The organism is Streptomyces botrytidirepellens, assembly GCF_003721215.1.
Taxonomy (GTDB): domain Bacteria; phylum Actinomycetota; class Actinomycetes; order Streptomycetales; family Streptomycetaceae; genus Streptomyces; species Streptomyces himastatinicus.
The window spans coordinates 1-5,323 of record NZ_RIBZ01000646.1; the positions used below are offsets into that span (position 1 = coordinate 1).

Genomic DNA, 5,323 nt, shown 5'->3' on the forward strand with positions numbered 1-5,323 from the left:
CGGCGCCGCCCGGTCGCCCCGTACGGCCGCGCCCGCCCCGGCGCCGCGCCGCACCGGGTTCCTGTGGTCCCTGCGCACCGCATGGCGCGATGTGTGGGGTATGTGTCGTTGACGCCATGACGGGCGGGATCGCAGCCTGAAGGGGTGAACGAGCGACGCATCGCCTTCGTGATCTTCGACGGGTTCCAGTCCCTCGATCTCACCGGCCCCCATGAGGTCTTCCAGTACGCCGACAAGCTCGCGGGCGGCTACCACCGCCAGATCGTGGCACCCCGCCCGGGGCCCGTGGCGTCGTCCAGCGGGCTGCCGGTGCACGCCGCGCACGGCGTGGCCGACCTCGACCCCGGTGGCATCGACACCCTCGTGGTGGCGGGCGGCGCCGGGGTCGACCGGGCGTGCCACGATCCGGAGCTGACCGGGTGGATCGCCGACGCCGCGGCCGGTGCCCGCCGGGTCGCCTCGGTGTGCAGCGGGGTGTTCCTGCTGGCCGCCGCCGGGCTCGTCGACGGGCTCCGGGTGACCACCCACTGGGCGCGCGCGGAGCAACTCGCCCGGGAACACCCCGGCGTGCGGGTCGACTGCGACCCGATCTTCATCCGGGACGGGCGGGTGTGGACCTCGGCCGGGGTGACGGCCGGGATGGATCTCGCGCTCGCGTTGGTGGAGGCGGACCTGGGGCGGGAGGTGGCACATGCCGTCGCCCGCGAGCTGGTGCTGTTCCTGCGCCGTCCCGGCGGCCAGTCCCAGTTCAGCGTGGGGCTGTGGTCGGCGCAACCCGCCACCGACTCCCTCCGCGCCGTGGTGTCCGCGATCCACGCCGACCCCGGCGCCCGGCACGGCATCGCCGAGCTGGCCGCCTGCGCCGGGTTGAGCCCCCGCCACCTCCAGCGCAGGTTCACCGCCGAACTCGGCACCCCGCCCGCGACCTATGTGGAGCGGGTGCGCGTGGAGGCGGCGCAGCGCGCGCTCGCCGGGGGCGACGCCCCCGTGGAGACCATCGCCCGGCGGTACGGCTTCGGCACCGCCGAGACCCTGCGCCGCGCGTTCCACCGGCACGTCGGCGTCGCGCCGTCCGACTACCGGGACCGCTTCCGATCCACCAAGGAGTAGATATGACGACGTACGGGCTGCTGGTCTTCGAGGGCGCCGAGGAACTCGACTTCACCGGCCCCTGGGAGGTGTTCACCGTCTCCTCGATGCTGCGCGACCACGCCGACACCGCCGTGCTCATCGCCGAACAGCCCGGCGCCGTCCGCTGCAACAAGGGCATGCGGGTGCTGCCGGACCACACGCTGGAGGACCACCCGCCGCTGGACGTCCTGCTGGTGCCGGGCGGCAGGGGCACCCGCCGCGAGGTGTCCAACCCGGCGGTCACCGACTGGATCCGCCGCACCTCCTCCGCCGCCACCTGGACCACCAGCGTCTGCACCGGCGCGCTGCTCCTGCACGAGGCGGGTCCGGCGCGCGGGCGCAGGGTCGCCACCCACCATCTCTTCGAGGACACGTTGGAGGCGCGCGGCGACGTCACGGTCGTGCGCGACGCGCGGTACGTCGTGGACGGTTCGCTGGTCACCAGTCAGGGCGTCTCGGCAGGGATCGACATGGCGCTGTGGCTCGTCGGCCGCCTGCACGGTGTCGACCACGCCCGCGCCGTTCGCCGCTACATCCAGTACGAGCCCGCGCCGCCGTACCTCGCCGACGAGCCGGTCGCCGACCGCTGAGGGGCGGCCGGTTGATGGCATCGGAGGCTTATTGCGTACGCTACGCAGGTGCATGATTTCAGCATCAGGACCGCGACAGCCGACGACCTCGACGCCGCCCGCGGGGTGATGCTCGACACCGTCTACCGCGACTTCGGAACGGGTTACGTGCCGCGCTGGCACGCCGACATCATCGATCCCGGCGCCGCCTATCTGCGGTCGCCGCGGCACACCCTGCTGGTCGCGGTGGACGAGCGGGACGGAACGGTCGCCGGGACCGCGGCCCTCGACTCCCGGGGACCGGCCCATCCGCCCAACCCCGCGTGGCTCGCGGAGCGGTACCCGTCGGGGGAGACCGCCCAGCTGCGCCGGGTGTACGTACGGCCGGAGTACCGCCGCCGGGGACTGGCCCGCCGGCTGGTGCGCGCGCTGCTCGACTTCGCCGCGGCCGACGGGGGTTACCGCGCCGTCTATCTGCACACCGACCCGGGTGTGTCCGGCGCCGAGCCGTTCTGGCGGTCGCTGGGGAAGGCCGTGTGCGACGAACGGGAGGAGCCGGGGGGCAGTCGGGTCCTGCACTTCGAGGTCCCGATGGCCTGACCTCGCCGGAATGATGGAAATGATTATCATGTAGTCTCGCTGCTCCCGCTCCGTCTGTTCCCGCTCCGCGCAGCACCTGGAGAACGTGACCCATGCCCCCTGTCCGCCGTCGGACGGCCGCCGCACTGCTGCTCGTCCCGCTGCTCACCGGCTGCTTCGCCTCCCCGAACGGAACGGCGTACGACGCGGCGGGCGGCTCCGGTGCGGGCGGCGGCGGGCGGTTGCGGGTCGCGATGGCCTTCCCGCCCGCCGAGCGCTTCTCCCCGTACGGCGCCGACGCCACCCTGCTCAGCCGGCTCGGCGTCACCGAAGGGCTGACCCGTCTGGACGGCAACGGCTCCGCATCGCCCGCGCTCGCGGAGTCCTGGGCCCGGGAGGGCCGCCGCGGCTGGCTGTTCACCCTGCGTGAGGCCCGGTTCCAGGACGGCACCGCCGTCACCCCGAAGGCCGTCGCGGGCGCCCTGAACCGGGCGGCGCACGCCGACCCGGTGCCCGCCGCGCTCTCCGGGGTGAAGCTCACCGCCAAGCCCGCGGGGGAGCGGCGGGTCCGGCTCACCACCGCGGCCGAGTACCCCGCGCTGCCGCTGACCCTCTCCAGCCCGAGCCTGGCCGTCCTGTCCCCGAAGGCGTACGGGAAGAAGGCCGCCCCCGACCCGACCGGGACGGCCACCGGACCCTTCGCGCTCGGCCGGTCCGCCGGAGCCACCCGGGCCACCCTGAACCGCTTCGACGAGTACTGGGGCGGCCTCGCCCACGCCCCCGGCATCGACGTCCGCTTCATCGCCGACGGCACCGCCCGCACCAACGCCCTACGCACCGGCGAGGCGGACATCGCCGAGGCCGTCCCGGTGTCCCAGGCTGCCACCCTCGACAAGCCCACCCTCCGGGAAGTGCCCACCGCCCGCACCACCGGCCTCTTCCTCAACACCCGGTCCGGTCCCTTCGCCGACCCGAAGGTCCGTGCCATCGCCCGTGAGGCCACCGAACCCGGTGTGTTCGCGCGGGGCGTGTACGAGGGCCACGCCGACCCCGGCCAGGGCGTGTTCGGCCCCGCCCTCTCCTGGGCCAGGGGCAAACAGTCCGCGCCCGCCGGACGCCCCGCGCCCGCCCGCGTCAAGAACACCACGCTCAGCCTCGGCACCTACGACAACCGGCCCGAGCTGCCCGAGGCCGCCCAAGTCGTGCAACAGCAGCTGGAGAAGGCCGGATTCACGGTGAAGCTGGAGGTCCGGGAGTACTCCCGGCTGGAGGCCGACGCGCTCGCGGGCAAGTTCGACGCCGTCGTCGCCGCACGGAACACCATGCTCGACACCGGCGACCCCGTGTCCTACCTCGCCAGCGACTTCACCTGCCACGGCAGCTACAACCTGGCCGGGCTGTGCGACAAGGCCGTGGACCGGGCCGTCGCCGACGCCGACTCCCGCGCCGACAGCGACGAGCGGCACAGCGCCTCGCTCGACGCCCAGACCGCCATCCTCCGCACCGACGCCGTCGTCCCCCTGGTGCACCAGCGCATCATCCACGGCGTCGGCACCTCCGTACGGGGCGTGGAGCTGGACCCGTACGAGCGCACCCTCATCGGCCCCGGTACACACCGGTGACCGGCATACGCCGCACCGCGGCCACGCTCACCGACGGACGCGCCACCGCGCTGAGCGCGCTGTGGCGCGCCGCGCTCGCCCTCCTGCTGCTGTGCGGCATCGGCCTGCTGCCCTGGCTCTCCCGCACCGACCCCGCCCGCACCGTGCTCAAGGCGCGCGCGGCCGACCGCGATCCCACCCCCGAGGTGCTGGACGCCATCCGCCGCGAACTCGACCTGGACGCCGGGCCGTTGCACCTCCTCGGCCACTGGCTCGGGGGGCTGGCCCACGGCGACGCGGGGACGTCCTGGCTCTCCGGTACGGCCGTGGCCCCCATGGTCGCCCAGGCCCTCGGCTTCTCACTGCTGCTGATGGCCGGGGCGCTGACGGTCGCGGTGGCCACCGCCGGTGCGGTGTGCGCACGCACCCTGTGGCTCGGCGCGCGACGCCGACCGCTGCCACGCGGCGCGGGGAGCGGCGGCGCCCTCCTCGCCGCGCTGCCGGAGTTCCTCCTCGCCACCGTCCTGGCCGCCGTCATCGGGGTGCGGCTCGGCTGGCTGCCCGCCGTCGGCTGGTACGGATGGCCCTGGCTGCCGCTGCCCGCGCTCGCGCTCGGCCTGCCCGTCGGCGCCGCGCTCGGCCGCATCCTGGACGACGTCCTGCCCGGCGCCTTCGCGGAGCCCTGGGCCAAGGCCGCCGTCGCGCGCGGCATCCCCGCCGGGCGCATCGCCCGGCAGGCCCTGCGCCGGGCCGTCCCCGGAGTGCTGCCCAACCTGGGCCTGTTCGTGGTCGGCTTCACCGGCGGCGCGGTCGCCGTCGAGCAGGTCTTCGACATCCCCGGCCTCGGACGGCTCACCCTCCAGGCGGCCCTCGCCCAGGACCTGCCGGTCCTCCAGACCGGCACGCTCGTACTCATCGTGTTCGCCACCGCCGCCGGTGGCCTCGCCCGGCTCGCGGCCCGGCTGCTGCTCGGCCCCGCCCTGCGCGACGGCGACCTGCCCACCCTCCACCGGCCGTCCGGGCCTCCCGCCCGCGCGCTGCCCCTGCTGTACGGGGCCGTCCTGCTGGCCGTCGTCGCCCTCGGCGCGCTCCGGGACCCGATGGCCCTGGACACCGCCGCCCGCCTCGACGGCCCGTCCTGGCAGCACCCGTTCGGTACGGACGCGCTCGGCCGCGATCTGCTGGCCCGGGTGGGACACGGCGCGCTCACCACCCTCGCGCTCGCCCTCGCGGTGAGCGCCTGCGCCCTGGCCGCGGGGCTGCTGCTCGGCATGGTGCCCCGGCTGGCCGGGGGGCTCGTCGAGACCGCCAACGCAGTGCCGCCCGTGCTCGCCGGGCTGCTGGTCGCGGGCACGGCCGGGGCCGGTCCGTACACGCCCGCGCTCGCCGTCGGCGCCGTCGCCTGGGCGCCGCTGGCCGCGCACACCGCGGCCCTGCTGCACC

At 75.3% G+C, this 5,323-nt stretch carries 5 protein-coding genes; all 5 read left to right on the plus strand.

Going from position 1 to position 5,323, the window contains the following annotated elements; genetic code table 11:
- Positions 1 to 144: 144 nt before the first annotated feature.
- Positions 145 to 1,110: a GlxA family transcriptional regulator gene (locus tag EEJ42_RS34560; RefSeq protein ID WP_123106105.1), complete on the plus strand. Its 966-nt coding sequence runs from the start codon at positions 145 to 147 to the stop codon at positions 1,108 to 1,110.
- Between the two features lie 2 nt (positions 1,111 to 1,112).
- Positions 1,113 to 1,721, plus strand: coding sequence for a DJ-1/PfpI family protein (locus EEJ42_RS34565; RefSeq protein ID WP_123106107.1), 609 nt, complete (start codon positions 1,113 to 1,115; stop codon positions 1,719 to 1,721).
- 48 nt (positions 1,722 to 1,769) lie between these two features.
- Positions 1,770 to 2,300: a GNAT family N-acetyltransferase gene (locus EEJ42_RS34570; protein WP_123106109.1), complete on the plus strand. Its 531-nt coding sequence runs from the start codon at positions 1,770 to 1,772 to the stop codon at positions 2,298 to 2,300.
- Between the two features lie 92 nt (positions 2,301 to 2,392).
- Complete coding sequence (locus EEJ42_RS34575; RefSeq protein WP_123106111.1) at positions 2,393 to 3,901, plus strand: ABC transporter substrate-binding protein; 1,509 nt, start codon at positions 2,393 to 2,395, stop codon at positions 3,899 to 3,901.
- On the plus strand, positions 3,898 to 5,323 hold a 1,426-nt coding region (locus EEJ42_RS34580), incomplete at its 3' end, for an ABC transporter permease subunit (protein WP_123106113.1). The genes EEJ42_RS34575 and EEJ42_RS34580, both read left to right, overlap by 4 nt.